The following is a 26,888-nucleotide window of genomic DNA, read 5'->3' on the forward strand; positions in this document are numbered from 1 at the left end:
CACCAGAGGACTTGAACCCCTCGACCACATCCGCGATCCGCAACCGTGCTGAATGGCAGTCACCGAGAGCGTAGGCCGGTCGGGGCCGGCCGCGCAGTCGCCCAGGCGACAGCTCAGCTGACGTTGCCCGAGTTCCGTACGCCGCTGCCGAGCAGGATCGGCCCGTGCGTCGAGACGTTGTCGGTGACCGACCACAGGTGCTTGCCCGGTGCGATCCACCAGGACGGGTCGCACATGATCCCGGGGTCGCAGTTCTGCGCCAGGTTGTCCCGGATCGTCAGGATCGGCCCGCCCACCCCGGACGCCCAGACGCCGAGCCCCGTGCCGGCGGCCACCGAGATCCGGTTGTCCGAGACGAACACGTGCCGCATGTTGCCGACCTTGATGCCGCGGATCGTGCTCGACGCACGCCACCAGGCCTTGTAGAGGTGGATGTCGTTGCCGGTGACGCGGATGGTGCGGCCCTGGATGGGCGACCCCGAGCGGTGCGACACCCCGATGTGCACGCCCTCGGCCACCTGGTCGAAGCGGCAGTCGGAGACCTCGACGTCCCCGACGGCGGTCCCGCCCCCGATCACCACCCCGCAGGCGCCCACCGACGTCTCGGCCGCCGCCGTCAGCGCCTGCCGGTACGCGGCGGCGTAGCGCTCCCCGAAGGCCGGCTCCAGCAGGATGCGGTCGGCGACGGCGCGCAGGTGCCGGGCGGCGGCGGAGGGCGTCTGCACCGGGCGGGGCGGCGGCGAGGCGGCGACGGCGGCCTCCCACGCGCCCTGGCTCAACGCCGAGTCGAAGCGCAGGCTCGCGCCGGGCGCGGGCAGGGCCACCTCGCGGCGGTCGCGGGCGATGTCGTCGGCCCGCCGCACGTCCAGCCCGCCGCCGACCAGGTAGTCGCGCAGCGTCTGGCGGCCCTCGTCGGTGTCGAAGATCCGTCCGGCGCTCTCGCCGAGGCGCCCCTTGAGCGACGTGAGCTGCCGCTTGTAGGTCGGCAGCCGGCCGGGGTCCTGGGTGGCCAGCTCCACCAGGCGCAGCACGTACGCCCCGGCGGCCTCCCCGCCGCGCAGGTCCTCGGCCGTGGGCGGGTGCAGCGTGGTCAGCGTCCGCCACTCGCTCTCCGGGACGATGGAGTTCGTCCGTACGCCCCACTGCCCGACCCGCACGACGGTGTTCCACTCGCCGCGCTCCAGCCGGTCGTGACGGTCGAGGGCGAGCCGGCCCACGAGCTGGCCGGCCAGCTGGCCGCGGAACTTCTCGTCCTTGACCAGCTCGGCCAGGGTGAGCGAGGCCGGCCGGGGCGGGCAGGAGAAGCGGCAGCGGGTGACGATCGCGTGGTCGGGGTTGACCAGCAGCACGCCCTGCTGCCCGTGGCCGATGCGGAAGTCCGAGTCGAGCACCCGGACCCGGCCGGGTGGGGTGTTGTGGTCGTTGCGCACGGTCAGGCAGGTGCTCTGCGGTGACGCGCCGGGCACCCCGGTGAGCTGGACGTGCTCGACGGTGACCTCGGCGCAGTTGACGGCGGTGACCGGGCCGAGGCGGTGCGAGGCGGACGCCGGGCCGGGGGTCTCCACCGCCAGGTGGGCCACCGACACGGTGCCGCAGTCGACGAACATCAGCGCGTGCTCGTGGCCCTGGACCCGTACGCGGCTGGCGGGGCCGCTGCCGAGCAGCCGGATGTTGGCCCGCCCGGACAAGGTGACGGGGGTGGTGCTGGTGTACAGGCCGGGGGCGAAGCAGATCAGCACGTCGCCAGCGGGCAGGGTGCTCAGCGCCTGCACCCAGTCCATGCCCGGCCGGACGGTCACCGTCGCCCAGCCGCCCGTGGTGGCGGCGGCGAGCTGGTCGATGGCGGCCTGCACCGTGGTCGAGCCGGCCAGCGCCGGGTGCCCGGTCGGGTCGTACGACACCCGGTCGGCGCGCGACAGGCTGGCGGTGAAGGTCAGCGGCAGGCCGGTGGGCTGTCCGGCCTCGTCGAGCAGGACGGCGGTGACCTCCTGGGTGGCGGTGGCGGAGTCGAGCTGCCAGGCGCAGCGGGCCCGCCCGTCGGCGCCCGTCTCGACGGTGACGGTGGCGGCGGTGGTGGACCCGGAGGTCACCCGGCCCTGGCCGACGGTGACGCCGAACCTGACCCGGGCCTTGGCGACGGGCCGGCCGCCGACGGCGACGCCGGCCACCAGGTCGTGGCCGAGCGGCACCAGGGTCGCCGGGCTGGCCGGCACCGGCACGGCCTCCTGGCCGTCGCCGCCGAGCAGACTCAGGGCGAGCTGACCGGTCAGCGGGGCGAAGACCGGCCGGCAGTCGCGCAGGACGCTCCACTGGCTGCCGTCGTACGCGACGACGCCCAGGCGACCGTGGGAGCGGCGCGGCCCGTGCGGGGTCTGCGGCACGGGCGTGGTGCCGACCCGCGGCCACTCCACGTCGTGCACCGCCGCGCGGGCGGGGAACGACCACCAGTCGCCGGTGCGGTAGCCGCCCGAGGCCGCGAAGCGGATCTTGATGCCGAGTTCCAGGTCGAGTTCGGCCCCGCCGGCCGGCACGGCGCCCCGCCCGTCCCAGCGGCGCACCCTCGGCCGGCTCGGGAAGGCGGCCCGGTCGAGGCTGCCGGTGGCGGTGGCGGGCCGGATCACGATCCGGTCGCCCTCGACCCGGTCGACCTGCACCAGGGTTCCGGGCACGCCGTTCTGCTCCCGGCCGTCGTCGGTCAGCTCCACCCAGGAGCCGTTGGCGAAGCCGGCGCTGCCGTCGCGGCCGGGGACCTTCACGGTCAGCACGTCGACGTCGATGCTCTCCCACGTCGCCACCGTCGCGGCGTTGTCGCGCGACCACACATACGTAGCGGTGCCCGGGGCACCCCCGGAGAGGATCTCCACCCGGTAGTACTGGTTGTCCAGCCCCGTGTACGGCGAGCCGGTCGGGATGACGCAGTCGCCCCCGGCGGCGCCGGTGGGATCGGCGCGTACGGCGAGGGTGCCGGTGGAGGCGGCGGTCAGCTCGGCCCAGCCGGGCGGGGTGTCCGCGCAGCCGACCGGCGTGCCCGGCGGCCCGGCCTGCGCCAGCCGCACCTGCCAGACGGTACGCAGCCGGGTGGCCGTGTCCGGCCCGCCGAGGGCGACCTCGCGCAGGGTCGGGTCCTCGATGGCCGTCACGTGCTGCGGCCACACCTGCAACCACGCCACGTACACCCCGGCGGGCACCGGGGCGCCGGCAGGCAGCCAGGTGCCGTCGAGGCGGCGCACGAACGGGCCGGCCGCCGGCAGGTCGGGCTGGCCGAAGACGGAGACCTGCGCGTCGTTCTCGCAGAGCACCCCGTCGAGGTAGTAGCGGCCGGCCGACAGGGTGAGGTCGGCCCCGCCGGTGAGCGCGAACGCCCCGCCGGCCAGCGGCGCGCCGGCCGCGCCGACCACGTCGGTCAGCGCCGTGGCGCGCAGGTGCGCCTGGATGTCCTGCTGCTCGTTCCAGTCGGCGTCCAGGTCCACCCGGCCCTGCTGCTTGCGTACGCTCGTCGCGTGCCGCCGCTGGTCGAACGTGGCGCGGCTGATGTCGCCCTTCATGGTGTGGTTCCTCCGGTCGGCAGGACGGGCAGGGCAGCGGCCACCCGCCCCAGCGGCAGGTACTCCGCCAGCGCGAGGGCGAGGTTGTTGAGGCGTTGCGGCGTCAGCGCGCGCCGGAACGCCCCCATCTCGGCGCCGGACTCCGCGCCGGTGTGCAGCTCGGCGGCGGCGGTGCCGGCGAGCCGGCCGTAGGTGGCGTCGCCGTAGCGGGTGCTGGCGTACGCCGGCCCGACGCGGGTGGCCACGTCGGGGTCGCCGGGGTGGGCCTGCTGGGCCAGGTCCGGCTGGCAGCGGTAGCGGCGTGGGGTGACCGACCCGGGCCGCAGGTAGCTGAAGCGGACGTGGCCCTGCTGGCGCCGGGCCACGCTGACCGGCTGGTCGAACAGGCAGTCCGTGGCGGTCAGCACCCGCACGTCGGTGGTGCCGAGGACGGTCACCCCGGTCAGGTCGGCCTCGGCGTCCGGGGCGGCGATCCCACCGTGGACGAGCGTGTCGACCACGGTGACGGGACCGTCGCCGGCGGCCAGCGCGCCGGTGACGCAGCGGTGCACCGCCACCCGCGTGCGGTCGTTGCCGGCGGCGACGGTGAGGCCGGTCGCCGCCGGCCCGACGGTGCAGTGCCGCAGCTCGATCCGGCCCAGGCCGGTCTCGCCGGCGGCGGGCGCGGCGACGCTCACCGCCCCGGAGACCAACAGGCCGTCGAGGAGAAGTTCGCCGGGGCGCTCGCCGGCGCCGGTGCCCGTGACCGACAGGCCGCCGAGCAGGCAGGGCCGGACGCCGACCGGGTCCAGGTCGGCCTGCCGGCGTGGCCGGTCCGGCGGTTGGGGCCACCGGGCGGCGAGGAGGCTCAGCCGGCTGCCCTGCCCGACCCGCACCAGGAGGTCCTCCGGGTAGCGGTGGCTGTCGGTGAGCACGATCCGGCCGGCCGTGCCCGGGTGGTCGGCCTGCCAGTCGTGCCAGGCCGTCACGGCCTCGGCGATCGAGGCGACGACCTCGCCGGGGCGCGGCGGCTCGGTCACGCTCACCGCGAGCTGCCAGTCCACCGGCCCGTCGGCCGCGCCCAGGTCGCCCTGGCGGGGGTACGGGCCGGCGCCCACGTCGGCGCCGAAGGCGTACCACCAGGAGACCGCCAGCCGGTGCACGGGCCGCCCGGGCGCGACCGTGACCCGGCCGCGTACCGGGTCGACGCGCACCAGGCTGCCGGTCGGCCGCTCCCATCCGGCCAGGTCGCAGATCCGCAGCTGCTCCAGGGGTACGGGCCGCAGCTCGTCGCCGGGCGCCGGCTGGATCCACACGACGAAGGAGGGGTCGTCCTCGCGGAACCAGCGCAGCTCCTGCGGGGCGGGCGGGGCGGCGGAGGCGAGCGCGGCCAGCTCGTCGCGCAGCGGGCGGCGGCGCAGCGGGCCGGGCACGTTGGCCTCGTCGGCGCGGTGGTCGATGTCCGGCTCGGTGACCGTGGGCCCGGTGAGCTGCCGGTCCACCCCGACCGGGTCGATCCACCACCGCCCGTCCGGCGGGTCGGCGACCGGCGCGGCGCTGGCCCGGTCCAGCCGGTACGACGGCAGCGGCCACACGTACATGCCGATGTTCGGGATGTTGGGGCGGCCCTGGCCGGCGTCCATGGCCCGCACGTCCACCGTCCGGCAGACCGGCTCGAACGGGCCGCCGACCAGTTCGAGGGGCCCCGCGTCACGGACCGCCGCGGTGGCCGGCGCGGTGCGCACGTGGTTGACGTGCTGGGTGACGACCAGCCGTTCGAAGAACTCGACGGCGGCGGTGCTCCAGCCGGTGTTCGCCCGGGTCAGCTCCTCCAGCGCGGCGGTGGTGCCCTTGCGCCGCCGGAACCGGATGGTGTCGGCCACCCGGGCCCGGTCGGAGAACCCGGTGCCGTCGGCCAGCGGGTGCAGCCGGCCCGCGCCCACCAGCTCACCGAGGTAGGGCACGACCCACTCGGCGCAGGTCTCGACGAACCAGTCGTCGGCGAGCTGGTCGACGTCGGCGGCGAGCAGGACGGCCTGCTCCGCCATCACCTCCACCAGCGCGCGCAGCACGCCGCCGGCCGCCTCGTCCTGGCTGCGCAGGGCGGCCGGCAGCAGCGCCCAGATCTCCTCGGCCCTCACGATGCCTCCAGCAGGGTGACGTCACCGGCGTCCGCGGTGAGCAGGTCGGCGGGGAGCAGCAGGTCGCCGGTGCGGCGCGCCGGCGCGGCGGCGATGACCTCGGCCCGGCCGGCGGGCTGCCCGGCCTCGTGCAGCAGCTCCAGCACCACCGCCGCGACCCCGGGGACCGCGTGCAGCAGGGCCTGCACCTCGCTGGCGCGTACGGGCTGGGCGTAGTCGCGGGCGTCGAAGCTGAGGCCGGCGACCAGCGCCGCCCGGGCGGCTGCGGCGACGGCGGCGAAGCGGTGCCCGGGCGCGACGAGCAGCCGGGCCGTCACCGCGACCCGGCGGCGGCGGTGGCCGAGGATGCGTACCGGCACGGCGGGCTGGCGGGCGGCGTCGAGGGCGCGCAGCAGGTCGCCGCGCACCGGCGCGCTCTCCGGGACCGGCGCGCCGTCGGGCCCGGCCACGGTGAGCAGGACGATCTGCCGCTGCCCGTCCCAGACCAGGTCGGCGCGGGCCTTGCCGATGCCGGCGAAGGCGCGGGCGAAGTCGGCGTGGTCGTGCAGGGAGACGACCCGCCCCAGGGTGCGTACGGCCAGCGGGGCGTTGCGGCGCGCCCGGTCCACGCCCTCCGGGTCGTCGGCGCCGGCGGCGGGCACCGGGTTGGTGACCTCCATCAGGCCCAGCGGCCGCGACAGCGGGATGGTCAGCCGTCCCGGCGCCAGGTCGGCCAGCCGGCCGATCCCGGACCGGTAGGTGGCCACCACGTTGTCGCGCCCGGTGGGCAGCCGCGCCCCGGTGCGACCGTCGCCGAAGGTGACGGTGACGGTGCCGTCGTCGGCCCGGCGCACCGTGTAGACCCGGGCCGTGGCGGGCTGACCGAGCAGCGCCGGCACCTCCTGCCAGCGCACCCCGTCGACCCAGACCGCCAGGGTGGTGCGCGACCCGCTGGCGGTCGCGGCGGGCACGTGCGTCAGCGGCGCGTGCCGCAGGGTGAACCGTTGGAACGCCTGCCGGGCGTCACCACCGCCGAGCACCTCGGCCCGGCTCTCCCCGTGGGTCGCCTCCGCCACGTTGCCCAGGACGCGGACGCTGTCGCGCCGGTAGGTGTGCGCCACGTTCGCCTCGAGGTCCACCGTGGCGGCGTCGCGGACCCGCTGGACGACGACCACCTCGCAGACCGCCGCGCCCGCCGGGTCGACGCCGGTGAGCACCAGCCGCCGGCCGGGCTCCAGCCCGGGCGCCGGGCGGGCCAGCTCCAGCGTCGCCACCCGGGCCAGGGGCGCGGTGCGCGGCACCGGGGCCAGGGGGAGCAGCCGGCTGTCGCCCAGCACCGTCGTCGAGCGGCGGGAGAAGGTGTGCGAGTCGCCGCCGGTGACGGTGACACGGGTGGTGCGGGCGGCGATGCCGAAGTCCGCCACCGGCAGGTCCGCCACCGCGTCCACCCGGCGTAGTTGCGGCGTCCCGCCGGTCTCCAGCACCAGCCACGAGCCGGCGACGACGGACGGGTACGACTGGTCCAGGTGCAGCTCGCGTACGGCCGCCGCGAACGGGGCGTCCACCCAGCTGTCCGCGCGGTTCGCGTACGCGCCGGGCAGCACCTGGTTCGTGCCCGGGTTCAGCTCGCCCACCCGCAGCGCAACGGGCAGCGCCGACCACGGCTGGGCCTGGTGGCCGAACAACGCGGCCCGCTGCGCCAGCAGGTGCACCTGCACCCCGGGCACCTGGTGGCGCAGCTCCGCGCCGAGGGCCCGCGCGCCCACCGGCGCGTCCAGCCCGACGACCGTGTACGCGGGCACCACCTCGCCGCCGTCGAGCGCGGTGGCCGCCTGCGGCAGCACCGCCGTGACGGCCCGCACCCGGCGCACGTCGAACCAGTCGGGGCCGAGCACCAGCAGCGCGTTGCCGGGAACGAGCACCGTACCGGTGCCGGCGAGGTGGAGCGTGTCGTCGCCGGGGCGGGGGTCGCGGGGCTCGGTGACCCGTAGCCCGACGGCGTTCAGCTCGGGGCGGGCGAGCAGCGGCTCGACCGTCTCGAACACCTGGGGCAGCTCGCCGGGGCCCGGGACGCTCTGCGCCTGGCTGCCGGCGGGGATCGGCACGCCGTCCGGCGCTCCCGGGGTGGCCGTGACGGTGAAGGAGAGCCAGGTGGCGGCGGCGACGCCAGGGCGCAGCTCGTAGCCGATGGCGCGGGCCAGCATCAGCACCGAGCCGCGTTCGGTGGCGGTGCCGAGGAAGCCCTCGTTGGCGATCCGCTCCTGGTAGAACGCGAGTACGTCGAGGGCACCCGCCCAGGCGTGCAGCAGGGCGACGGCCGGGTCGTCGGCCTCGCGGGTGGTCAGCCCCGCCAGCTCCGGCCGGGCGCCGAGGCGGGTCAGCATGTCGGCGGCGAAGTCCGCCTGCCGGCCCAGCCGGTAGTCGATACCGCCGCGTCCCGGCGGGTTGGGCCCCCGGCCCGCTCGTGTCGTCACAGCCCACCCACCAGGTCGAGGTGCAGCATGCCGTGCTCCGGCACGCTGGGGTCGTTGTCGAGGCGGATCACCTCGGTGTCGCCGGTGCGCAGCACCCGGTCGGCCAGCTCGCCGCCGGGTGCCACGCCCACCGGGTGCAGCTCGGTGACCCGGACGTCGGTGACGCCCGGGACCGGCACCGCGGCGGCCAGCAGCTGGCTGACGTAGAGCGGGGTACCGAAGCTGAACCGGTCGGGGTGGAAGAACCCCCGACGCCCCCCGGGCAGGTCCCGGTCGGAGAACAGCTCCAGCAGGGCCCGACGCACGTCGGAGCGGAACGCCCCCGGCGCCACGCACACCCACAGGCGCAGCTGCACCGGCAGGTCCACCGGGTCGCGCAGTTGCAGGTCGTACCCGGCCACCCGGAACCGGTCGAGGCGGCCGGCGAGCCGCCGGGCCAGCCCCGGCTCGCCGGCCAGCCGTTGGCCGCCCAGCAGGTCGAGGGTGAGGAACACCGTCCACCAGGAGCCGGTCCAGCGAATCCGGGCGGTGGCGCCGGCCACCTCGGGCAGCCGCAGCGCCGCGGCCACCCAGTCGCCGGTGGTGACGGCGCGTTCCTGGGTGGCGAAGGCGACGGGCGCGTGCTGGCGCGCGTGCTCGACGTCCTCCGGGTCGGTGCCGCCGACGGCGGGCAGCGGGTTGGTCACGCCGAGGACGCCGGAACGGTCGGTGACCAGCGTGGTCAGCGCGTCGTGGCCGAGGTTGCCGGCGGCGCCGCCACCGCGCCACCAGGTCGCCTCGAACACCGTGCCGGCCGGCGGTCGGCGGCCCGACACGTCGTCGCCGAAGCGCAGCGCCACGCGGCCGTCGCGTTCGCGCTCCGCCACGAAGCCCTGGTCGAACCGGTCGGCGTTGAGCAGGTCCCGGCGGGGCCGCCAGCTTCCCTCGGTGGTCTCCAACCGGATCAGCGGCAGCGCGGCGCGCGGGTCCTGGTCGAGGGCCTGGGCCGCCGGCATGTCCGTCGGGAACGGGGCCGCCGCCGCCACCGGCTCGGCGGTGAGCACCGGCCGCCACCGCGCCTCGGCGGCGGGCGGCAGGTGTCCGCGTACGGCGATGGCGTGCTGGACGGCCACCACGTTGCCGCGGGCGACGGCGCAGGTGACGAGCTGGCCGGTGCCCGGGCCGGCGACGGAGGCGGTGACGGTGAGCGGGAACGTCAGCCGGTCGGCGGCGCCCCACTCCACCTCCAGCACCGGCAGCCCCTCCACCGGATCGGTGCCCGGGCGCACCGCGACGAGCCGGACGACCTGCCGGTGCGCCGGGTCCGCGTCGGCGTGCCGCCCGGTGGCGGGGGAGAGCACCTCCTCCAGCAGCAGCAGGTCACCGGCGGCCAGCCCGGTTGCCGGCAGGTCGACCAGGGTGGCCCGGGTCGCGCCGGCCGGCAGGTGGCAGTCGCTGCCGCCCCAGACGTGCAGGGCGATCTCGTTGCGGGCGGAGCGGGGGGCGAGCGCGGTCAGCGTCTCGAAGCCGGTGGCGCCGTCGGCCAGCAGCGCCGCCGCGTCGGCGGGCGGCAGGGCCGGGGTGGCCCGGTCGGCGGCCAGCACCGGGGTGCCGGCCGGCACACCCCGAACCTCGGCGTCGGAGCCGGCGGCGACCCGCACGCTCAGCCAGGCGCGGGCGGCGCAGCCGTCGTGCACCGTGTAGTCGAGCAGCCGGGCGTGCCGGCGCACCGAGATCCGGCTGCGGGCGGTGCCGAGGTACGCCTCGGTGCCCGCGGCGTCCTGCCGGTAGGAGAGCCGGTCGGCGACGTGCGCCAGCGCCTCCACCACGGTGATCAGCGGGTCGGCCGGGTTGCGTTCGGTCCAGCCGGGCAGGGCCGCGAGCCGGTCGAGCAGCAGCCGCCGGAAACCGGCGTAGTCCTTGGCCAGGTAGTCGACCGGCGCGGGCGCGGCCGGGGGCGCGGGAACGACCGGCGCGGCGGGCGCCGGGTCCAGGTCGCTGGGGCAGTTCGCCTTGAAGGAGAAGGTGGCCGCCGCCAGCACCGGGTCGAAGCCCGGCGGCACCCGCTCGTCCACCGCCGAACGCACCAACCGCAGGGTGTACGGGGAGAAGTCGCCGGCCCGGTCCACCCGTACGGTGAGCACCGTGCCGGAGGCGGCGACGGTGAGCACCCGCACGCCGGTGATCCGTACGCCCCCGTCGACGACCACATTGCCGGCGACCAGCGCCGCCCCGCCCGGCACGCCGCCCGGCTGGCCGGGCAGCGGGTGCAGGAACCCGACCCGCAGCAGCTTCTGGTCGGCCGCGTCCACCTCGACGAAGTCCACGCCGTTGAACGCGCTGCCGGGGCGGGCGACCTCGGCCCGGCGCTCGTCGTCGCTGCACCGCACGCTCATCCGGTCCCCCTCGAGATCCGTACCTCCGCCGGGCGGCCGGTGGCGCGCAGCCGGTAGCCGACGTGCACCCGTACGGCCGCCTCGGCCAGGTCGACGCGGACCTCGTCGACCTCGATCAGCTCACCGAGCCACCGTTGCAGCGCGCTGCGGGCCTGCAACTCGGCGGCGCCCACCACCGCCTCGTCGACGGGGGCGAAGAGCAGTTGGCCGAGCCCGGCGCCGAAGTCCGGCCGGTTGACCCGCTCGCCGGGCGCGGTGAACAGCACCGCCTCCACCAGGTCGGCGACGTGCCGCTCGGGGCCGGCCAGCCCCGAGCGGCCCCGGTTGTCGGGGCGCCACGGAAAGGCCGGGTACGTCACGACGCCACCGCCCGGATCTGGAACCCGCTCGCCGTGGGCGGGCCCTGCGGCACGCCCTCGGCGCTGACGCCCAGCCCGATGCTGGTGGCGAGCATCGCCGGCTGGCCGTTGACCAGCACCCGGGCGGCCGGGGCGGTCCACTGGATCCGGACGCACGGCTGGGGCTTGGTGCCGGCGCCGACCGGCACCTGGAAGGTGCAGCCGGCGACCGGGTACGCGTCGGCGGCGGTGAGCACCGGCAGCCCGTCGACGAGCACCCGGGAGTTGGCGGTCTGCGCGGTGACCGGCCCGGCGTGCGGGCAGGAGACGACGGCTCCGACGTGCAGCGGCGGGCCCGGCATCACGTCACCGTCAGCGCGGTCTGGTTGACGGCCACGGTCGGCCCGATGAGGGTGACCGAGGCGCCCTTGCCGTTGGAGATGACGATCCCGGTGTCGTTGATCGAGATCATCGCCCCGGTCAGCGTCTTGAGCAGGATGCCGCCGGCCGGGCCGGGCGCGTCGGAGATCATCAGGGTGGCCTGGCCGGGGGTCTGCAACACGATCGGCGGGGTGGGCGGCGGCGCCGAGGCCACCAGCGCGGGGATCTCCGCCTTCGAGCCGTACCAGCAGCCCGTCCAGATCGGATGGTCGGCGTCGCCCTGCTCGAACTCCACCCACACGCCGGTGCCGGGCAGCGGCACCGTGAACACGCCGGCCTGGATCCCGGCGAGCGGGAAGCAGGGCATCGCCCAGGTCGACGGGGGCAGGGTGACGTCGGGGACGGTCACCTGGATGCGTCCCTGCTGCAACGGGTCGATGTGGTTGACCACCGTGCCGCGATACTTGCCGTAGTACCTGGTCGTCATGGCTGGGCCCTCCCGGATATGGAGACGTGGGCGTTGCGGCCGAGGGAGAAGCGCTGCTTGACCTCGCCCGCCTTGACGGTGGTCGTCACGCTCTTCACCACGTACTCGCCGTCGTAGGCGCGGCCGGCGCCGCGCACCCCGACCAGCCGCCGGCACTGCAACAGCCGGCCGTAGCGCAGCACGTCCAGCGAGCCGGAGCCGGTGATGACGTTGGCCGACTGGGCGGCGCGGGCCAGGCCCCGGGCGAGGGTCTGCACCACGTCCATCCGGGCGGTGGCGTCGTCGGTGCCGGCCGGGTCCGACCGGCCGACGTTCATCCGCCGGTACGACAGCGGGACGGGGATCCTGCGGCCCAGCGGCGGGTTCAGCGGGGTGACGTCCGGCACCGGCAGCGGGATCGGCACCCGCACCTGCTCGGGGAAGGCGGTGAGCAGGTGGAGGGTCTTCTGCACCCCGTCGAACGAGAACGACAGCGACTCCACGTTGGAGCCGGCGTCGGCGTTGACGGTCAGCGCCGGCTGGGGCTGGCCCGCACGGACCTCCGGCCCCCAGTAGGCGACGTTCATGCCGGGGGTGGGGCCCGGCTCGACGTAGAAGGTGTAGCCCACCTCGTCGGCCAGCTGCGACACGTACGCGAAGGTGGTGCCGCGTACCGCCGGGATCCGCTGGATCGGGTTCGGCGCGAAGACCAGCACGCTGGGCACCAGCATCGGCACCACCCCGTACGCGGCGAACGGGGCGAGCAGGGTCAGCACCCGGGCCTCCGCCGGCATCGGCATCGGCAGGTCCGACAGGTCGATCAGGTCCATCATCTGGCTCACGTCGACGCCGGTGAGGGTGAGCGTGGAGGCGCCGGCGTCGTTGCTGCGGGCCACGTCGTGACGGGTGACGACGCCGTCGGAGAGCACCTGCGGTCGGCCGTCGAGGTGCAGCACCAGCAGCACCCGCGTCGGCGGGTCGAGGCTGCCGTCGGCGAGCATCCGTTCGGCCAGCGAGCCCCGCCCGAGGGCGAAGCGGAGCTGGAACCCGGAGCGCTGCCCGGCGTTCTGGGTCACCTGCGCCTCCTGCAACGCCTCCACCAGCTCGTACGGGGCGGGGCCGAAGGTCAGCGGCCCGATCAGCAGTTGCAGGCGTACGCCCCTAGGCATCGCCGCCTCCCGGGAAGCCCTCGGGCAGCGCCACCCGCACCACCCGGCCCGGCTGTTCCAGCTCGGCCGGGTCGAAGGCGCCGTTGGCGTCGCAGAGCTGCCAGAAGGCCGTCGGGTCGCCGAGGGTACGGGCGGCCAGCAGGTCGACCCGGTCGCCGTCGGCGACCCGCTCCCAGCCGGCCGTGGCCAGCCGCTCGGCGGGCGGCACGAACCGGCGGCGCAGGTGGACCAGCTCCGCACCGGTGTCGGGGTCGACGGTCGTCGTGGTGCCGACGCCGGCGTACCGGCTCTCCGGGGGGATCGCCCCCGGCGACGGCTCGCCGACGCCGCCGGTGCCGGTCGCGGCGAAGAGGGTCTCCGCGACGCGGCTGTGGGCGGCCACCAGGGCCGGGTCGGTGTCGCCGGGCCCGGTCACGGCAGCCGGTCGATTCCGAGGTCGCCCAGCCGGCCGCCGCGGGCCCGGCCGGCGAGCTGTTCGAGCTGCTGGTGGGCGGCCATGGCGAGCCCGCCGGCCCGCCCGGCGGTGCCCACGTCGTTGACGGTCAGCACCCGCAGGCCCAGCCGGATCTTCGCGCGGATCGGGTTCAGCATGGGATCGAACGCCTCCTCCGTGATGGTCAGTTCGGTGATGCGTACCGGCCAGAGCCGGCGCCGTCCGAAGGCCAGCAGCACCAGCGGGGCCGGTGGGGGTACGACCTCCAGGGTCCCGGCGGCCAGCAGCGCCGCGGCGTCCTGCACGGCGGCCAGGCTGGGGTAGGCCAGCGACTCCAGGGCGGCCAGCTGTGCGGTCAGGCCGAGTTCGGCGGTGTCGCGCTCGGCGAGCTGGTCGGCGGCGTCGAGTTCGGCCTCCAGCGTGAGGGTCTGTACGGGCGGACCGGTGATCCGCAGCGCCTCGCCCTTCGCGCCGCCCTCCGCACCGCCGGTCTTGAGCTGGAAGCCCCGGGTCAGCGCGTCCGGGTTGTACTGGAGGGTGATCACGCGGCGGGTCCGGCCGCTGTCCGGGTCGAGGACGACCAGGCCGGCGCGGAGCAGGCGGGGGCTGAGCGGACTGGTCACGGGGTGCCTCCTGGAGCGGTACGCCGCCAGCGGATGCGCTCGGCGACGGCGCGGTCGATCCGTCCGGTCAGCAGCTGCGGGCTGAGCCCGTCGAAGGTGAGCCGGGCGTCGGTGAGGTGGGTGATCCGGATCTGGCCGCTGGAGACGCCGACGGAGCCGAAGAGCAGGTTCAGCCGGGCGACGGTGGCGCTCTCCAGCGCGATCGGGCGCAGCGCGCCGGGGCGCCCGGCCCCGCCCGCGGCCCGTCGCAGCCCGCCGCCGACGGTCAGGTGCATCAGCGCGTCGGGGGCGAGCACGATTTCGTTGCCGGTGCCGAGCGGCAGGGTGATCTCGCGGGGGTTGCGCACCGAGAGGTCCACGTCGACGTTGCGGATGGCCAGCCGGCCGGGCGGCTCGGTCGACGGCTCGTCGTCGCCGACGTCGGCGATGGTGTGCAGCAGGTCGTCGCGGGACTCGGGGGTCGGTTGGAGCAGCCGGTTCAGCCGGACCAGGTGCTCGGTGCGGGCCTGCTGCACCTCCCCGGTGGTGAGCTGCCAGCGCAGCACGTCGACGTCGCTGTCCGGCGGCGGCGCCCCCTCCGGGCCCACGGTGGGCACGTGCACCCGGTAGACCAGGGCGTCGCCCTCGACGACGAACCGACCCGGGGTCCACCACGGCAGCGCCCCGGTGAGCCGCCGGTAGTCCACGGTGCCGTCGCGCAGGGACAGCCGGACCTCCCACACGCGGGTGCCGTAGAGGAAGCCGTCGTGGGCGACGTCGAAGTCGACGTGCCCGTCGAGGCTGTCGATCACCTCGCTCAGGTTGTAGGTGTGCAGGATCCGCAGCAGCCCGTCCCACTGCGTCGCCATGGCGGCCCGCCGCTGGGCGCTGGTGGTGCGGGCCGGCGCGGCCGGGGCGGCGCCGCCGAGGAGGGTGGCGAGGTCGAGGCTGAACGTCGCGTCGCGGATGTCCAGCGAGGGCAGCTCGCCGGAGCCGGTGTCCAGGTCGTGGGTGAGGTCGCCGAGCAGGCCCCGCTCGACGAAGATGTGCAGGCCGAGACCGGTGTCGGTGAAGGTGAGGCCGGTGATCTCCCCACCGCGTACCGCGATGCGGCGCCCGGGCGCGGGACCGCCGGGGGTGGCCGGGTCCTGGGTGTAGCCGATCGAGGTGAAGCGCAGCCCGTACTCGGGCCGGCCGGCCGGCGCGCCGAGCAGCCGCAGCTCCCGCCCGGACTCGGCGGTGATCTGCGCGCGGATCGCGGTGAGGGCGGGCTCGCGCAGGTTGACCCGCAGGGCCCCCAGGTCGAGGAAGTCGACGGTGAGCCCGGTGGCGGCGAGGTCGGCGCTGCCGCGCGACAGGAACGTGCCGATGTCGAAGCCGACCCGGGGCGCGCTGATCGCGCCGATGTCCAGGCCGCCGAGGACGCGCATGCCGGCGGCGGTGCCGGTGGCCTCGACCACGAACCCCTCCTGGCCGGCGCCGGGGCGCAGCCGCAGCTCCCCGAGGACGGCCTCGCGGTCGGCGTCGAGGCGGATGGTGACGCCGTCGCGTAGGTCGACCAGCAGGCCGCTGGCGCGGGTCTCCTGCACCACCACCTCGCGCAGCAGCAGCCGCCGGAACCGGCCGCCCGGGGTGCCGGCCGGGTGCAGGTCGATGCGTGCCCGCGCGGTGATGCCGGTGAAGGTGAGCGCGCCCTCCCCGGGGGCGATGCGCAGGCCGAGCGACTCGCCCTGCCAGTTGAGGGCGTCCACCGCGACCGTCGCCAGGCGTAGCCCGGGGGAGCCGTCCGGGCCGATCTCGATCCGGTCCGGCGCGACGCGGATCAGGCCGGTGTCCAGGCCCTGGATGCCGACGTGCTGCTCGTGTTCGCCGGGGCGCGGGCCCACGCCGAGGTGGCCCTCGCCGCCGACGACCCTGGCCTCGACCCGGCCGCCCCGGCCGAAGCCCAGCGTGAGCTGCGCGGCCGACAGCGCGCCGTCGACGTGCAGGGCCGCGTCGATCTGGCCGGCGATCTCGACCCGGGTCGCCCCGGTGCGCAGCCGCCCGGCCACCAGCCCGGCCGCCCTGCTCCAGCGCAGCCCGCGCAGGTCCACGTCGAGGATCTCCAGCGGCGGCAGGTCCGGCTCGCCCGCCGGCACCGGGGTGGCCCGGCCGAGCCCGATGTCGAGCACCCCGCTGCGGTAGCGCAGGTCGCGGCCGGTGACCCGGTCGATGTGCAGCCGCTCGACGAACAGCTCGGCGGTGGCGGGGACGAGGCGCCCTGCGGCGTCACGGTGTTCGGGGGTGCTGTCCCAGCGGCCGGTGACGGTGAGCCCGTCGAGCACCGTCGGCCCGCGCGAGGTGATCCGCCCGTCGCCCGCCCGCCAGTCGATCGCCGACAACTCGATCCGGGACGGGCCGATGTCCTCGAACCGCAGCCCGCCGCCCTGCTCGGTGACGATGCGCCCGCTCACCCCGGCCCGGCGTACGGTGACCCGGCCGTCGGGCGTACGCAGGGTGGTGTCGGTGAGGGTGAGCCCGTCGAGGCGGGTGGCGACGGCGTCCGTGGGGTCGCTGACCACCCGTCCGGTGGCCGGGTCGACCTGGTGCGCGCCGGCGCGGATGAGGTCGACGGTGACCGCCGCCGCCCCCGGGCCGGTGGGCTGCCCGCCCACCGTGCCGGTGATCGTGGTCGCCGGCCCCTGCAGGGCGCGGGAGAGCACGGCGAAGCGCAGCTGGTCGAGCTGGCCGACGGTGAGCCGCCCGGAGTAGGTCGCCTCCGCGCCGGAGAGGTCGACGTCGAGGTCGCGCAGCCGGACGCCGACCAGCGCCCCGGAGACCGCCTCCACGGAGTAGCCGGGCGCCGGCTCGGTGACGTCCATGCCGACCTGGTCAGCGTCGATGCGGTCGATGACCATGCTGCGTACCAGCGCGCCGCGGGTCTGCCGGCCCGAGCCCGTAGCGGCCGTGCGGATCAGCACGTCGAGGCTCATCCGCCCGATCCGGGTGCTGCCGCGCGAGTAGAGGCTGCGCCCCGGCGAGCGCAGGATGACCCCGGTCAGCTCGGTCTGCTCCACCACCAGGTCGGGCATGCTCAGGTCGTCGCCGCGCGGCACCACCCGGCCGTGGACGGCCTCGCCGGGCTGCCCGTCGCCCCGGGCCGGCGCGGTGAACGCGATCCGGCGGGCCTCCAGGCCGGGCCCGCTCGCCCCGGTCACGGCGAGGTCGCCGACGCCGACGCCGAGGGCGGTCCGCCGGGTGGGCAGGCCCTGCTCGGCGGCCGCGCCGGCCAACTCGGGCGGCAGCAGCCCGCCGCCGTCGGTGTCGAGGTCGGCGCGCAGCCGCAGCCGACGCGCCTCGACCCGCTCCACCGCGTACGCGCCGGCGCGCACGTCGGTGGCGGTGGCCTCGGCGAGCCGCACGCTCACCCCGAGGGTGGCGGGGTCGAGCGAGGCGCCGAACCCGGCGAGGGCGAGCCCGCCGACGGAGACGCCGAAGTACCGGCGGGCCGCCTCGCGCAGCCGTTGCAGCTCCTGCTCCTCGGCGCGGGTGCGGTGCCCCGGCACGTGGCGGTCGGCGGCGTCGACCGGCTCGGCGGGACGCGCCTGAAGCTCCCGGATCCGCGCCAGGCCGGTCAGCCAGCGGGTCAGCTCGGCACGCCGCTGCGCGTGGCGGGGCTCGTCGGGCAGCGCGGCCAGTTGCTCGCGTACCTGCTCGGGGGTGGGCAGTTCGGCGGCGGTCAGCCGCAGGGCGGGCGCGCCGTCGGCGCCGGGCAGCAGGCGTACGCCGGCGGCCTCGACCGAGGCGGTGGCGGCGCGGGCCGTGGTGGTGAGGTCCGGCGGGGTCCGCTGGGCGCGGAACCGGTCGATCAGCTCGTCGTCGGGCAGGTGCTGCCCGACGCGGGAGGGCAGCGACGCCTCGGCGTGTACGGGGTCGATCTCCACGCCGGCGGCCTCGACGCGGCCGGTCAGCCCGGTGACCCGGATGCCGCCGATGTCGAGGGTGCCGCCGGCGCTCGACCGCAGCCGGTCCGACAGCTCGATCATGCGGCGGCGTTCGGCCTCGCTGAGCGAGTCGGCGTGCCAGCGGTGCCGGCCCTCCAGGCGTTGCAGCTCCCGCTCCAGCGGCTCCAGCTCGGTGACCTGCCGGCGTACGGCGGCGAGCCGCTCGCGCAGCGCGGGCTGCGCGGCGGTGCCGGCGCGGCCGAGCCGTTCCTCGATCGAGCGCTGTTCGGCGCGCAGCCGGGCGGGCAGGCTGGTGCCCACGCCGAGCAGCGTCCGGCCGATCTCGACCCGGCCGATCTGCTGCATGCCGGCGAAGGAGAGCCCCTCGGCGGTGGCGCTGGCGAAGCTGACCTGCAACGAGCGCAGCATGCCGGCGGCGTCCCCGACGCGCTCGCCCACCGCGCGGGGCGGCCGGAAGACGCCGTCGGTGATCAGACCGATCGTGGCATTCGCCAGCGGGCTGAAGATCTCCCCGGCGGTGTACGAGGCGACCTGCCGGGCCAGGAACGGCGCGCCGGCCGTGTACGGGGCGATCAACGCGTCGCTGATCTTGGAGAGGAAGGGCAGCCCGCCGTAGAACGAGATGACGTTGTGCAGCAGGTGGATCAGCGGATTGATCAGCGGGATGCCGATCCAGCCGCGCCGCGACGGCTCGTCCAGGTCCTCCGTGCCGGTGGCCCCCGCGCGGAAGAACAGGCGCGACAGCCCGAACCGGGTCAGCCCGAGCATCCCGCCGGGCAGCGACTCGCTGGCGAAGACCACGTCGGCGGCGCTGACGCCGCCCACCCCGGCCTGCGCGCCGACCGGCCGCTCGTAGCCCCGGTCGGAGAAGGACGCCACCACGTCCAGGTCGGTCAGGGTGACCCGGCCGGTGCGCAGGGAGCTCCCGGTGAACACCCGGTTCACCCCGCTGAGCTCCAGCCGGGGCAGCCGCACCCGTACGACGCCCTGCCGGGCGTCGACCGACAGCGACAGCTCGTTGGACCGCTCGCCCGGGGCGCGGTCGCGCAGTCGCGCCCCGCCGACGTCGCCGCTGACCCACTGCAACTCGTGCAGGTCGAAGTCGCGGACCGTCACCTCCTCGGTGAACAGGCTCAGGCCGGTCCGGCTGAGGAAGAGCAGCTTCAGGCCGACGGCGACCAGCCGGCCCAGCTCGCCGAAGACGCGGGGCAGGCCGCCCGAGTCGAGCCGCTCGGGGACGAACGACGGCCGGTTGCGCTCGTGGTAAAGGCGCAGCTGCTCGACGAGGGACGCCAGCGCCGGCACCCGGTCGGCCCGCACCTCCCGCGACCGCAGGAACACCCAGCGGCGGTCGTCCAGCGCGTACAGCTGGATGATCAGCGCGCGCAGCTCGGTGGCCTGCGCGGCGCTCCAGAGCCGGTCGTCGCGCAGCCGGTCGCGCAGCGCGTCGCGGGTCTCCAGCCGGCGCGGCCCGGAGATGGCGGTGGTGGCCAGCGACGCGCGCATCTCGGGGGTCATCGCCGACTGCATCCGGGCCCAGCGGTCCGGGTCCTCGGCGGCGAGCCGGCTCTGCTCGGCGGCCGGCAGGTTGCGCACGAGGTGGAAGGCGAGCCACGCCTCGCGGGGATTGACCCCCCAGTCGAGCAGCCCGATGTCGAGCAGGTGGCGGGCCTGCCGGGCGAGCTGGGCGGGATCGCGGCGGGCGAACAGGTCCAGCAGCTCCGAGCGCCAGCTCTCGTGGGTGAGGTACGCGTCGGGCAGCGCCTCGACGATCCGGTCGAGGTCCCGCAGCGCGTCGAGCCGGCGTACGACCGAGGTGAGCGTCTCCCGGCCCGGTCCGGCGGGTCGGGCCGGCGCCACGGCGGTGCCCCGGTCCAGCCCGATCAGCCGGCGGACCAGCTCCACCGAGTTGTGCCCGTCCACCCCGGCCCGCACCTGCTGGTGGATCTCGGCGACGATCCGGTCCGCGTCGGCCCGGCCGCCACCGCGCCGGGCCGGGTCGAGCGGCTCGGCGAGGCTGCCGAGCCCGGCGTACCGCCCGCCCAGGACGTCCTCGGCCGGGATGTTCTCCTCCAGCCGGGCGAACCAGCGGCCCTGCTCCAGCCGCACCCACCGGTCCTGGGCGGCCAGCGGCAGGCTGCGCAGCAGCAGGTACGCGAAGCGGGCCTCGTGGTCGCGGATCGCCCAGTCGAAGACCCCGTACGACAGCAGGCCCTCGACGCGGGTGAGGTTCTGGTGTTCCTCCCGGGCGGCCAGCACGACGAGCAGCCGCGGGCCGAGGGGAGCGCCCACCCGCTTCTCCTCCCACGGCAGCTGCTCCAGCAGGGCGTCGATGCGCCCGGCCTCGTCGAGCCGGCGGACCACGTGGCGCAGGCGGGGACCCGGCTCGGGCGGGCCGGCGGTGGCGCTGCCGACCGGGCCCCCGGCGGTGGCCGTGCCGGCCGTGCCTCCGGCGGTGGGCGGGGCCGGCGCCAGCCCGGCCAGCAGCGCCAGCGCCTGGCTGCCCTGTCGCTGGCCGATCAGCCGCTCCACGTGGCGGAGCTGCTCACGCAGGCCGGTGTCCTCGTCCAGCCGGCCGGCCTCGGCGTCGGTCCCGCGCAGCGCCGTGATCTGCTCGCGCAGGGCGTCGGCGTCGCTGCCCCGCTCCGGCAGTTGCGTCAGCAGGCTCCGGAAGTGCCTCCCGCGGTCGCCGGTGAGCAGTTCCCGCAGGACGCTGGTGCGCAGGGCCCGCAGCACGTCCCGCGCGGTGCGCCGCTCGAGGGGACCGAGCCCTTCGGTGCTCAGCCCGCGCACGTTGCCGGCCTCCAGCAGGCGCAGCAGGTAGGGCGTCTGGCCGCCGAGCGCGGCGAGGGCGGCACCCGGGTAGAGCCGGTGGTGGCCGTCGTCGAGGTTGCGGCCCAGGTCGCTGCGCCGTGGCGACGGCAGGCTGTGCACCAGGCTCCGGGCGACGAGGAAGGGCAGCGTGTCCAGCACCCGCAGGCAGCCGCGCACGTCGTCGCCGGAGACCCACAGGCCGTCGAGCAGGTCGATGATCCGGGCCCGCTCGGCCCGGTAGCGGCGCTCGACCAGCTCGCTGAGCTGCGCCTCCAGCGGTCCGGTGCCGGTTTCCGCGTCGGGGGCCGGCGCGGGGCGGGCAGCGGTGGCGACGGCGCCGGTGTCGGCGGCGACCGCGTCGGCCGGCAGCCGGGCCGTCGGCGTCCAGAGCGCCCGCCCGGCCGCGGCCGCCTCGGCCAGCGCCCGTGCCTCGGCCTCCGGGTCGGTCACGCTCGTCGTCGTCGTCGACGCCGGCGCCGTGCTGGCCGCACTGCGCGCCGAGGGCCTGGCCGGGTACGCGCCCGGGGCGGCGGCGGCCTGCGCGAGGTGGCCGAGTTCGTGGGCGAGCAGGGCCCGCCCGGCGGCGCGCGTCGGGTCGTAGCCGGGGGCCAGGTGCAGCGCGCCGTCGGCGAGGAGCCCCTTCGCGCCGTGGTTGGCGGCCCGCCGTCCGGCCTCGCCGAGGTGCACCCGTACGGCGTCGGGCCGCAGGCCCAGCGCGGGGGCGTACCGCTCGACCAGGGCCCGGGTCAGCCCGGCCAGCTCGGCGTTCCGCTCGCCGGTCGGGGACTGCGGCCGGACGGCCGCCTCGCGCTCGCTCACCGGTCCACCTCCCGGCAGGCGGGCCGGCCCAACTGCGCCCAGATCGCCTCGGCCAGCGCTTGCGGCAGGTCCGTTCCCGGTGGCGCCGGCAGCGGGCCGGGCGGGGGAGAGGCGGGCGGCAGGCCGCGCTCGGCGAGCAGCCGGGCCAGCCGTACGCGCACCGCGTCGCCGAGCGCGGCGGGATCGGGCGCCTCGACCCCGGTGAGGACGAGTTCGCGGACGTCGACCTCGATGTTCATGACCACAGCCCCGGGTCGGCGGGCCGGTCGTGCTTGGCGTACTCGGCGGCCACGGCGTCGAGCACGTGCCGCATCCGGACGGGGGTGTGCTCCCCGGCGGCGACGAGCGCGGCCCGCAGGGCGACGGTGTGGATGTCGCCACCGGTCAGGTCCAGGCCGGCGAGCCGGTGCAGGTCGAGGCCCTCGGTGGCGACCTGCGGCGGGAAGGCACGCCGCCACAGGTCGGCCCGCTCGGCCGGGCCGGGATGCCCGAAGGGCACCAGCACCCGCAGCCGACGCAGGAACGCGGGGTCGATGGCGGTACGCATGTTCGTCGTCAGCACCGCCACGCCCCGGTACTGCTCCATGCGTTGCAGCAGGTACGACACCTCGATGTTGGCGTACCGGTCGTGGCTGTCCTTCACCTCGGACCGGCGGCCGAACAGCGCGTCGGCCTCGTCGAAGAGCAGCACGGTGCCGCCGCGTTCGGCGGCGTCGAAGACGCGACGGAGCTGCTTCTCGGTCTCGCCGATCCACTTGCTGACGACGGTGGCCAGGTCGACGCGGTGCAGGTCCAGGCCGAGCGCGCTGGCGAGGACCTCGGCGGCCAGGGTCTTGCCGGTGCCGCTCGGACCGGCGAAGAGGGCGGTGACCCCGAGCCCCCGCCCGGTACGCCGCCCGAAGCCTCGCTCGGCGAGCAGCGCGCGGCCGGCCGCGGCGGCGGTGAGCTGCCGCAGCTGGGCCAGGGCCGGGGCGGGCAGCACCAGGTCGTCCCAGCCGGCCTTCACGGCGATCCGTTCGGCCACCCCGTCGAGGTCCCGGCGGATCCGCTCGCGGACCAGGTCCCGGGCGAGCGCCGCCGGGTCGGTGGCGGGGCGGGCGGCGGTGGCGAGGATCTCGTGGTGGCCCAGGTCGAACTCGCGGGCCAGCGCGGCGGCGGGGCGTGCGGGCAGCAGCGCTCGCCACAGCGCCCGCTGCTCCTCGCGGGTGGGCCGGTCCACGTCGGGCCCGGCGGCTACCCCGTCGAGCGTGACGGCGCGCGGCACGGAGACGACGACGTCGCCGATGAGTCGCCCCAGCAGGTGCGCCACGACGCCCGTCTGCTCGGGCGGTTCGTCGCCGGTGAGCTCCACGACCAGCACGGGGTCGGCGAGCACCACCTCGCGGTTCCACAGCCGGGCCAGGGCGTCCCGGTCGGTGACGGCGCCGGGCAGGTCGGCCGCCGCCAGCCGGTGGGCGCGGCGGCCCACCGTCGCCGCCGCGGCGGCGACGACGTCCGTGCGGTCGGCCCGGTCCGGCCCGGTGACCCGCAGGGCCCGGCGGCCGGCCTGCCAGGCGGCGCAGAGGTCCGCCGCGGCCCGCCGCCGACTGCCCGGCAGGCCCGCCGGTGGTCCGGGCAGCTCGGTGACGTACGGCCGCAGCCGCTCGTCGAGCCGCCCGGCGCCGCGCGCCTCGTGCAGGATCCGCTCGTCGACGCGCAGCGGGGCGTGCGGCAGCGGTCCGTCACCGAGTTCGACCAGGCGGGCGGCGCGCAGCGGACGGTCGGGGGCGAGGGCGTCCCAGTGCCCGCCGGGCAGGGCGTCCAGGCACCAGGCGAAGGTGGGCGGGCGGTCCAGCAGGCCGAGTTCCCCCGTGACGGCGGCGACCAGCACGTCGCGTTCGAAGCCGGTGAGCCCGAACCCGGCCGCGATCCGGTCGAGGTGCCCGCCGTCCGGGCGGCCGGCCTGGGCGGGCTCGCCCTTGAGCAGCAGCCGGATCCGTTCCACCTCGGCGGCCAGCCCGTCGTCGGCCCGTTCGGCGACGGCGGGGGCGGGCCAGCGGGCGGCGGCGCGGGCGGCGGGCATCACAGCACCACGGAGGGGCCGGTGTACCGTCCGGAGGGGTCGGTGCTCAGCGGGCTGTCCACCCCGTCCACCCGCAGCCGCGCCAGGTACGCCCCGGCGGGCAGGTCGCGGAAGGCGAAGCGGACCCGGTCGGTGGCGCTGGCGCCGCCGGCGACGCCGTTGCCGGGCGGCGCGGGCAGGATCGTGCCGGCCGTCCCGGTCAGGGAGAGGGTGACCTGCTGCGTCGCCTCCACCTGCGGCTGCACGGTGACCGTGACCGTGCCGGTACGCAGCACCACCGAGTCCACGGTGCGGCTGGAGTCGACGACCACGTCGGCGGGAGCGACGGTGATCGTCGGCCGGTAGGTGACCGGCACGGCGTCGGAGCTGAGCGCCGCCCGGGGCGCGGGCGGGTCGCCCAGGTCGACGGAGTGGGTGACGACCAGTCCCCGCAGGCCGGCGGCGACGGGCCGGTCGAAGGCCGACAGGGGCACCCGCAGCTCGGTGGCCGACGCGGTGGTAGGGCTGGCGGTGGCCGTACCGACGCGGATGCGGGTGTCCGGGCCGGTCAGGTTGCGGCCGGTCACGACGAGGGTCGCGGCGGCGGTGACCGGGGTGCCGGTCGGCCCGTCGGCGCGTACGGCGTCGACCTCGGGGCCGCGCACGTCGACCGTGCCGGCCGTGACCGACCGCACCGGCAGGGGCTCGCGGGCTCCCCGCAGCGGGTCGATCAGCACCACCGAGACGTCGAGGAAGACGCTGCTGCGGTAGGGCGCGCTGAACGCCGACCAGAGCCGGAAGCTCTCCTCGCCGCCGGGGCTGTTGGCGACGCTGATCCGCAGCTGCTCCACCTGCTCGGCGAGGCGGGACTCGGCCACCGGCGCGGGCAGGGTCGCGTCCGGTGGGTCGGGCGCGAGGGACCGGCGGATCGCCGCGCGGGTCAGCACCGGCGTCTCGTGCAGCATCGCCAGCAGGTGCCCGAGGAGGATCTCGCCGGTCAGCGGGTCGTGGCCGTAGACGCTGGCCACGTAGTGCAGGTCGACGCCGAGCGGGACGGCGGCGACGTCGTCACCGGCGCCGTTGCGCGGCGGCGGACCGAGGTTGGCCCAGGTCGGGTTGCGGGTGACCCGGCTGAGGAACAGGTTGACCTGGTTGCCCTCCTGGTTGCCCACGCTCACCCGGTCCGGCGGGCCGGCGGTGACCGACACCCCGCCGACGGCCGACGACGCGCCGGTGGCCCGCAGGTACGCCATGAGCTGGGCGCGCAGCACGGCGGTGACGGCGGCGAGGGCGTACGCGGTGCTCATCGTGACCGTCCCTCCGCCTCGCGCAGGTAGGCCTCCAGTTCGGGGGCCGGTCCCGGGGCCACGGCGGGCGCCGGCGCGACCGGGGTGACCGGTGCGGGGGCGGCGGGCGCGGTGTGCCGCCCGGGGGCGAGCCGCACGTCGATGCGGCCGATGTGCAGGTGCACGGTGGGGCGTTCGGGCGCCCGGGCGGCGGCGCGGGTCACCGCCACGGCGCGCGCGGGCGGCGACTGCGGCGCGCGTGACGCGGGCACCGCGACCGTGGACACCGCGACCGTGGGCGCCGCGACCGGGGGAGTCGGTACGGCCGCGGGGAGGGCGGGCGGCGCGGGAACGGCCGGCGCGGCGGGCGACGACGGCGCGGCGGGCGGTGGGACCTGGTGGCGTGGTGCGGGGGGCGGCGGGTTCGGGGCGTCCCGCTCCGCCGCGTGCCGCACCGCGTCCGCCGGTACCGGCGGCCGGGTCGCGGGCGTGCCCGGCCGGTCGGGGGCCGGCGCGGTCGGCGCGACCGGCGCGGGCGGCGGCGTGCGCGGTGCGGCGGCCGGCGTGGCCGACCGGTCGCCGCCGGGGGCTGTCGGGGCCGCCGGAGCGGTCACCGGCGGGGACGCGGCGGGCGAGCCGGGTGGGGCCGCGCCCGACGCGCCCGCCACGGCGGGACGCGCCGCCGGCCGGTACGGCGTGGGGGTCGGCCGCTCCACGTCGTACGCCTCGACGTCGACGCCCGCCTGCGGCTGCTCCGGTTCGAACCGGCCGAGGGTGCGGGGCCGCAGCCGGGGCGCGGCGTCGACGGCGAGGGCGGCCAGCGCCGCCAGGTAGCCGGTCACGGGACCAGCTCCAGGTAGGCGGCGCGGCGGTGCGGCCCGAGGCCGAGCACCTGCGCCTCCGACCAGCCGTACGCGCGGGCCAGCCGGTGCACCTCGCCGAGCAGCCGCCGGACCCGGGCGTCGGCGGCCTGCCACGCCCAGGCGGGCACGTCGAGCAGCGCCTCGGTCGTGGTGCCGCAGCCCGGGCAGGTCAGGGTGACCGCGACGACCCCGAGCGGGTCGCGCTCGGCCATCACGGCCGACACCTCCGGCAGGGCGGCGGCGGGATCGTCCAGCGGCGGATCGGCGGCGAGCAGGCACGCCCGCAGCAGCCACCGCTCGGCCGCCGCCGCGTCCCCGGCCCGCGCCGCCGCCATCAGGTCGGCGGGGGTGGGCAGCCGCAGGGTCAGCCGGTGCCCCCGCCAGTCGAGCGTGAACGCCCCGGTGCCGACGCGCCGCGCGCCGCCGCGTGCGGAGTCGGCGGTCGGGTCCGACGCGGCGGCCAGCAGGTCGGCCACGGCGAAGCCGACCTCGAGCCGTTGCGGGCAGGCCGGGCAGTCGAGGGTGGCCTCCACCCGGCCGCCGGTCCAGGACCGGGCCGTACGCAGCAGCAGGGCCGCCACCTCGCCCACCGGCAGCCGGTCGGCGTCCTCGCGGCCCAGCAGCAGCAGGGGGCGCCGCGGCGCCGGCTGCCCGAGCGCGCGGTCCCAGGCGGAGACCAGCTCCACCTCGGTCGGCGGCGGCCCGGCGGTCACGAGGCGAGCCGGGGTTCGGCCGGCTCGGTGACCGCCTCGTCGCGTTCCCAGCCCTCGTTCTCCAGCTTGATGTGCTCGATCGCCACCGCGTTGGCGTTGGCGTCCAGCTCCGGCAGCGCCTGGTACTCCGACACCCAGCAGCGGAACAGCCGGTACGACTGGGCGACCTGCCCGGCCTCGTTGAGCAGCTCGATGGTGATGTCGCGCCGGAAGTCGGCCAGCGACGCCTCCGAGCCGAGGCCGGCGTGCAGCGCCCAGATCCGCCCGGCCCACTGGGCGAACTCGGCGTCGTGGGTCAGGCCGCGCTCCAGGGTGACGGCCTCGAACTCCGTACGCCCGGGGGACTTGCGGCTGGTCGACGGGTCGCCGCCGTCGCGGTGCTTGACCACCTCGGTGGTCCGCTTCAGCGCGCTGACCTTGCTGACCCCGGCCACGTAGCGGCCGTCCCACTTCACCCGGAACTTGAAGTTCTTGTACGGGTCGAAGCGCGTCGGATTGACCGCGAACTGCACCATGACTCACACCT

17 protein-coding genes are annotated in these 26,888 nt (G+C 76.9%); all 17 read right to left on the reverse strand.

Annotation, left to right across the window (positions count from 1 at the left end):
- Positions 1–113: 113 nt before the first annotated feature.
- From AC5L34_RS17380 to AC5L34_RS17460, 17 genes are read right to left on the reverse strand one after another with little or no spacing between them, the layout of a single operon-like run.
- Entirely contained in the window at positions 114–3,545 is a 3,432-nt protein-coding gene (locus AC5L34_RS17380; protein ID WP_441177540.1) for a DUF6519 domain-containing protein, read from the reverse strand.
- Positions 3,542–5,665, reverse strand: coding sequence for a hypothetical protein (locus AC5L34_RS17385; RefSeq protein ID WP_441177541.1), 2,124 nt, complete (start codon positions 5,663–5,665; stop codon positions 3,542–3,544). Before AC5L34_RS17385 ends, AC5L34_RS17380 begins: the two co-directional genes overlap by 4 nt.
- Positions 5,662–8,118: a baseplate J/gp47 family protein gene (locus tag AC5L34_RS17390; RefSeq protein WP_441177542.1), complete on the reverse strand. Its 2,457-nt coding sequence runs from the start codon at positions 8,116–8,118 to the stop codon at positions 5,662–5,664. Before AC5L34_RS17390 ends, AC5L34_RS17385 begins: the two co-directional genes overlap by 4 nt.
- Positions 8,115–10,493 carry a baseplate J/gp47 family protein gene (locus AC5L34_RS17395; protein WP_441177543.1) on the reverse strand — a complete coding sequence of 793 codons (2,379 nt, stop codon included), beginning with the start codon at positions 10,491–10,493 and terminating at the stop codon, positions 8,115–8,117. The genes AC5L34_RS17390 and AC5L34_RS17395 overlap by 4 nt, the downstream gene beginning before the upstream one ends.
- Positions 10,490–10,852, reverse strand: coding sequence for a GPW/gp25 family protein (locus AC5L34_RS17400; protein WP_089000541.1), 363 nt, complete (start codon positions 10,850–10,852; stop codon positions 10,490–10,492). Before AC5L34_RS17400 ends, AC5L34_RS17395 begins: the two co-directional genes overlap by 4 nt.
- Positions 10,849–11,193: a hypothetical protein gene (locus AC5L34_RS17405; protein WP_441177544.1), complete on the reverse strand. Its 345-nt coding sequence runs from the start codon at positions 11,191–11,193 to the stop codon at positions 10,849–10,851. The genes AC5L34_RS17400 and AC5L34_RS17405 overlap by 4 nt, the downstream gene beginning before the upstream one ends.
- Positions 11,193–11,699: a phage baseplate assembly protein V gene (locus AC5L34_RS17410; protein WP_101409696.1), complete on the reverse strand. Its 507-nt coding sequence runs from the start codon at positions 11,697–11,699 to the stop codon at positions 11,193–11,195. Before AC5L34_RS17410 ends, AC5L34_RS17405 begins: the two co-directional genes overlap by 1 nt.
- Positions 11,696–12,847, reverse strand: a complete 1,152-nt coding sequence (locus AC5L34_RS17415) for a hypothetical protein (RefSeq protein ID WP_441177545.1) — start codon at positions 12,845–12,847, stop codon at positions 11,696–11,698. The genes AC5L34_RS17410 and AC5L34_RS17415 overlap by 4 nt, the downstream gene beginning before the upstream one ends.
- Entirely contained in the window at positions 12,840–13,262 is a 423-nt protein-coding gene (locus AC5L34_RS17420; RefSeq protein ID WP_441177546.1) for a hypothetical protein, read from the reverse strand. The genes AC5L34_RS17415 and AC5L34_RS17420 overlap by 8 nt, the downstream gene beginning before the upstream one ends.
- A complete protein-coding gene (locus AC5L34_RS17425) occupies positions 13,259–13,903 on the reverse strand; it encodes a hypothetical protein (protein WP_089000538.1) in 645 nt (214 codons plus the stop codon). Before AC5L34_RS17425 ends, AC5L34_RS17420 begins: the two co-directional genes overlap by 4 nt.
- A complete protein-coding gene (locus AC5L34_RS17430) occupies positions 13,900–21,459 on the reverse strand; it encodes an eCIS core domain-containing protein (protein WP_441177547.1) in 7,560 nt (2,519 codons plus the stop codon). The genes AC5L34_RS17425 and AC5L34_RS17430 overlap by 4 nt, the downstream gene beginning before the upstream one ends.
- Positions 21,456–21,698 carry a hypothetical protein gene (locus tag AC5L34_RS17435; protein WP_089000536.1) on the reverse strand — a complete coding sequence of 81 codons (243 nt, stop codon included), beginning with the start codon at positions 21,696–21,698 and terminating at the stop codon, positions 21,456–21,458. The genes AC5L34_RS17430 and AC5L34_RS17435 overlap by 4 nt, the downstream gene beginning before the upstream one ends.
- Positions 21,695–23,521 (reverse strand): ATP-binding protein, encoded by a 1,827-nt coding sequence (locus AC5L34_RS17440; protein WP_441177548.1) that lies wholly within the window; start codon positions 23,519–23,521, stop codon positions 21,695–21,697. Before AC5L34_RS17440 ends, AC5L34_RS17435 begins: the two co-directional genes overlap by 4 nt.
- The gene (locus AC5L34_RS17445; protein WP_441177549.1) at positions 23,521–24,807 is read right to left on the reverse strand and encodes a Pvc16 family protein; all 1,287 of its coding nucleotides are present in this window, start codon (positions 24,805–24,807) and stop codon (positions 23,521–23,523) included. The genes AC5L34_RS17440 and AC5L34_RS17445 overlap by 1 nt, the downstream gene beginning before the upstream one ends.
- The gene (locus tag AC5L34_RS17450) at positions 24,804–25,628 is read right to left on the reverse strand and encodes a hypothetical protein (RefSeq protein WP_494825913.1); all 825 of its coding nucleotides are present in this window, start codon (positions 25,626–25,628) and stop codon (positions 24,804–24,806) included. The genes AC5L34_RS17445 and AC5L34_RS17450 overlap by 4 nt, the downstream gene beginning before the upstream one ends.
- Positions 25,625–26,362: a hypothetical protein gene (locus AC5L34_RS17455; RefSeq protein ID WP_441177551.1), complete on the reverse strand. Its 738-nt coding sequence runs from the start codon at positions 26,360–26,362 to the stop codon at positions 25,625–25,627. Before AC5L34_RS17455 ends, AC5L34_RS17450 begins: the two co-directional genes overlap by 4 nt.
- Positions 26,359–26,877: a phage tail protein gene (locus tag AC5L34_RS17460; RefSeq protein ID WP_089000531.1), complete on the reverse strand. Its 519-nt coding sequence runs from the start codon at positions 26,875–26,877 to the stop codon at positions 26,359–26,361. Before AC5L34_RS17460 ends, AC5L34_RS17455 begins: the two co-directional genes overlap by 4 nt.
- Positions 26,878–26,888 lie beyond the last annotated feature (11 nt).

This window comes from Micromonospora sp. ZG13 (genome assembly GCF_059359355.1).